Origin of the sequence: Corallococcus sicarius, assembly GCF_003611735.1 — a bacterium.
GTDB classification, from domain to species: domain Bacteria; phylum Myxococcota; class Myxococcia; order Myxococcales; family Myxococcaceae; genus Corallococcus; species Corallococcus sicarius.
Window position 1 is genome coordinate 1 of record NZ_RAWG01000527.1, and the last position, 3,819, is coordinate 3,819.

Sequence of the window (3,819 nt, forward strand, 5' to 3'; positions counted from 1 at the left end):
GGGGGGCCGTCCCCCCCGCTGGGACTCACGCCGCCGCGATACCGTGGCCGTCCCCGCAGCCCCGGCCTCCCCGGCCGTCGCACCGCCGCCGCTGGAGAAGGTGAACCTGGCGCACGCCTTCACCGACCTGTCCGGCCCCGGCACCACCCGGCCCGTGGGCATGCTCCATGGCCAGCCGGTGCACCTGGTGCGGCTGACGGGCACCGGCCCCTGGCGCCAGCACGCGACGGGAGACGCGCTGTTCTTCGTCACCCGGGGCCACCTGCGCGTGGAGTCCGGCGATCGCGCCGTGGACCTGGAGGCGGGCGAGCTGCTCATCGTCCCGCGCGGCGTCGAGCACCGCACCATCACCACCTCCGAAGCGCTGGTGTTGATGTCGGCCCCTCCGCACGACGCGGAAGCGGGCGTGCAGGCGCCGCCGCTCTGATGCCCTCCGGGCAGGCGAGCCCACGTCGCCTCTGACGGCGGTGATTCCTCCCAGCGGGGCCACGGCGCACTTTTGCCCTGAACGAACGAATGGCGGCATCCCGCGGCCCGCATCCGGGCGCGGGGCCCCCGCCACGTTCACGAGGAGCGGGAGCCGCCATGCGCATCCACCACCTGAACTGCACCACCATGTGCCCGCCCGGTCGGCGGCTCATGGATGGACGGCGTGACTTCACGGGCCCGGCGGCGCTCACCTGCCACTGCCTGCTGCTGGAGACGCCCCGGGGACTGGTGCTGGTGGACACCGGCTTCGGCCTCAATGACGTGTACGCGCCGCGCGTGCGGCTCAATGGCCTGTTCCGCGACGTGCTGTGCCGGCCCGCCCTCTCCGAGGAGGCCACCGCCGTCCGGCAGATTGAACGCATGGGCTTCCAGGCCAGCGACGTGCGCGACATCCTCCTCACCCACCTGGACTTCGACCACGCGGGCGGCCTGGACGACTTCCCGCACGCGCGCGTGCACGTGCTGGCGGAGGAGTACCGCGTGGCCACCGCGCAGCGCAGCGGGTTGGACCGCGCGCGCTTCCGTCCGCAGCAGTGGTCCAAGGAGACGCGCTGGGAGACCTACGCCGCGCGCCAGGGCGAGTCCTGGTTCGGCTTCGACTGCGTGCGCGAGCTCAGCGGGCTGCCGCCCGAAATCCTGCTGGTGCCGCTGGTGGGCCACACGCTGGGCCACGCGGGCGTGGCCATCGACACCGGCAGCGGGTGGATGCTGCACGCCGGTGATGCGTACTTCCACCACGGGGAGATGGACCTGGACCGGTACCGGTGCACCGTCGGCCTGCGCGCGTACCAGAAGCTGATGCAGAAGGACGGGTGGATGCGCTGGTACAACCTGCGCCGCCTGCGGGAGCTGGTGCAGCGCCACGGCGAGCAGGTGACGGTGTTCTGCGCGCACGACACGCTGGAGTTCGAACGCCTGGAGGAGCGCGAGAAGCTGCCCCCGGACTTCCCCATCCGCCCCGGCATCGTCGCCCCCGTGCCGTCGCTGCACCTCTGAGTCACTGGAGCGACACCGGCTCCGCCCGCGCCGCCTCCTCCACGGAGCGGGGCATGCGCGGCAGGTCCACGGTGAAGGTGGCGCCCCGCCCCGGCACGCTGTCCAGGCGGATGGTGCCCCCGTGCGACTCCACGAGCTGGCGCACGATGTAGAGGCCCAGCCCGTAGCCCGGCTCCGCCCTCGCGGTGGGCTCGCGCTCGTAGCGCTCGAAGACGCGGCGCTGGGCCTCCGGCGCGATGCCCACGCCCTCGTCGCGCACCACCAGCCGCGTGTGCTCCGCGTCCAGCGCCGCCACCCGCACCGTCACCGGGTGGCCCCGGCCGAACTTCAGCGCGTTGGCGATGAGGTTGGTGATGATCCGATCCAGGCGGATGCGGTCCCACCGGCCCACCTGCCCGGCTTGCGCCTCCAGCGTCAGCGTGCAGCCCGCCTGCGCGGCGCTCTCCGCGAAGCGGTCCACCACCTCGCGCGCCAGCTCCCCCAGGTCCACGGGCGACGTGTCCAGCACCTGCGTGTTGGACGACAGCCGCGACAGGTCCAGCAGGTCGTGCAGCAATTGTCCCAGCCGCTGCGCCTGACCGCGCGCCGCCGTCAATCCCTGTCGTGCCACCTCGCCCTGGTCCGCCTCCTGCGCCCGCTGCACCTTGCGCAACAGCAATTGCAGGGCATGCAAGGGATTGCCCAGGTCGTGCGCGGTGACGGCGATGAGGTCCACCGCCTCGCGCGCCTCGCGCAAGAGCCGCGTGTTCTCCAGGGCCAGCGCCGCGCGGCCCGCCAGCTCCTCCACCAGCACCTGGTCCCCTGGCGCGAAGCGGCGGTGTCCCCGGGCCGTCATCAGCACGAACACGCCCAGCGTCCTGCTGCCCGCGCGCACCGGCACCACCAGCGACGACCCGATGCCCAGCCGTTCGATGAGCACCCGGTGCTGGGGGCTCTCCGCGACCATCTCCAGTTGCAGCCCGCTCGCCTCCACGTCCAGGAACGAGCGCCCGCTGCGCATCACCTCCCAGATATGCGGGGACGTGCCCGGGCGCGGAGGGAAGCGCCGCAGGCTCTCCCACAGGCTCGCCTCGCGTTCGGGCTGCACGTGCGTGACGGCCCGGGGCCGCAGCTCCCCCGCGGGCGTCAACAGATAGAGGATGCAGCCATCCGCCACCTCCGGCACCAGCAGCCGCGCCAGCTCCGCCACCGTCAGGTCGGGGTCCAGCGACTGGTGGAAGACGCGGCCGGCCTCCGCGAGCAGCTCCTGCATCCGCTCCGTGCGCCGCTGCTGGGTGATGTCGCGCGTCACCACCGCGAAGCCCTGCGGCGCCCCGGACTCGTCGCGCAGCGCGGTGATGGACATCTCCGCCCAGAAGCGCGAGCCGTCCTTGCGCTGCCGCCAGCCCTCGGTCTGCAGCCGCTCCTCGTTCCGCGCCCGCGCCAGGTCCCGCTCGGACTGGCCCGCCGCCGCCTCCTCGGACGTGTAGAAGAGGGAGGCCGGGCGGCCCAGGGCTTCCGCCTCGGTCCAGCCCTGGATGCGCTCGGCGCCCGGGCTCCAGCTCGCCACCCGCCCGCGCGCGTCCAGCAGCACCAGCGCGTAGTCGCGCACGCCCTCCACCAGGGCCTGGAAGCGGTGCTCGATGCTCACCGCCTCGCGCTTGAGCGGTTGCAGTTGGCGGTGGAGCACCCACGCCAGCGACGACGCCACGACCACGCCCAGCGACGACGCCAGCAACAGCAGCCCCAGCTCCCACCGGTCCGCCGCGAGCGCCGCCTGGTGGGCCCGGGTCAGCCGCGCTTGCACCTCCCCTTCCAGCCGGGCCTGGGCCTCGCGCACCCGGGCATGGGCCCGCGCCAGTTGCTCGCGGGCCGCCATCTGGGCCGCCATCTGTTCTGGGCCTTCGGGCGTGTCCCGCAGGGCGAGCAGCGCCGCTTCGTGCGTCTGCTCGGCGCTCCACACCGCGTCCACCAGCGCCTGGTCCTCCGGGGCTAGCAGCCGCTCACGCAACCGCTCGGAGGCGTCCAGGAAGCGCTGCCGGGCCAGGGCCGTGTCCTGGGTGATGGAGCGCCCGCCCGCCAGCAGCGCGCTGTTGGCCAGGGAGACCTTGTCGCTGAAGGACCGCCCCAGGTGCTCCACCTCCAGCAGGTCCACCGAGCGCTCCAGCACCCGCGCCTTGCCGGCGGTCCGCGACGTCAGCAGCGCGCCCACGGCGACCGTCGTCAGCACGAGCGCCACCGCCAGGCTCGCCCCGAGCCCCCACCCGCTGTCCTGTCCGAAGCGACTGGGACGGGCCATGGCCATGGGTGTCCCTCCGCCGCCGGGCACCCAGGCCCCACCCGCGCCCCGCGTCC

At 73.8% G+C, this 3,819-nt stretch carries 3 protein-coding genes; 2 read left to right on the forward strand and 1 reads right to left on the reverse strand.

Features of this window, described 5'->3' with window-relative positions; genetic code table 11:
* The coding region (locus D7X12_RS40100) for a cupin domain-containing protein (protein ID WP_208719601.1) at positions 1-427 on the forward strand (427 nt) is incomplete at its 5' end.
* Between the two features lie 158 nt (positions 428-585).
* A complete protein-coding gene (locus D7X12_RS40105; RefSeq protein ID WP_120630401.1) occupies positions 586-1,485 on the forward strand; it encodes an MBL fold metallo-hydrolase in 900 nt (299 codons plus the stop codon).
* A gap of 1 nt (position 1,486) precedes the next feature.
* On the opposite strand, the gene D7X12_RS45250 is transcribed toward D7X12_RS40105, so the two are convergent.
* Positions 1,487-3,819, reverse strand: a 2,333-nt coding sequence (locus D7X12_RS45250) for a sensor histidine kinase (protein WP_341868270.1), incomplete at its 5' end; no start/stop codon positions are given.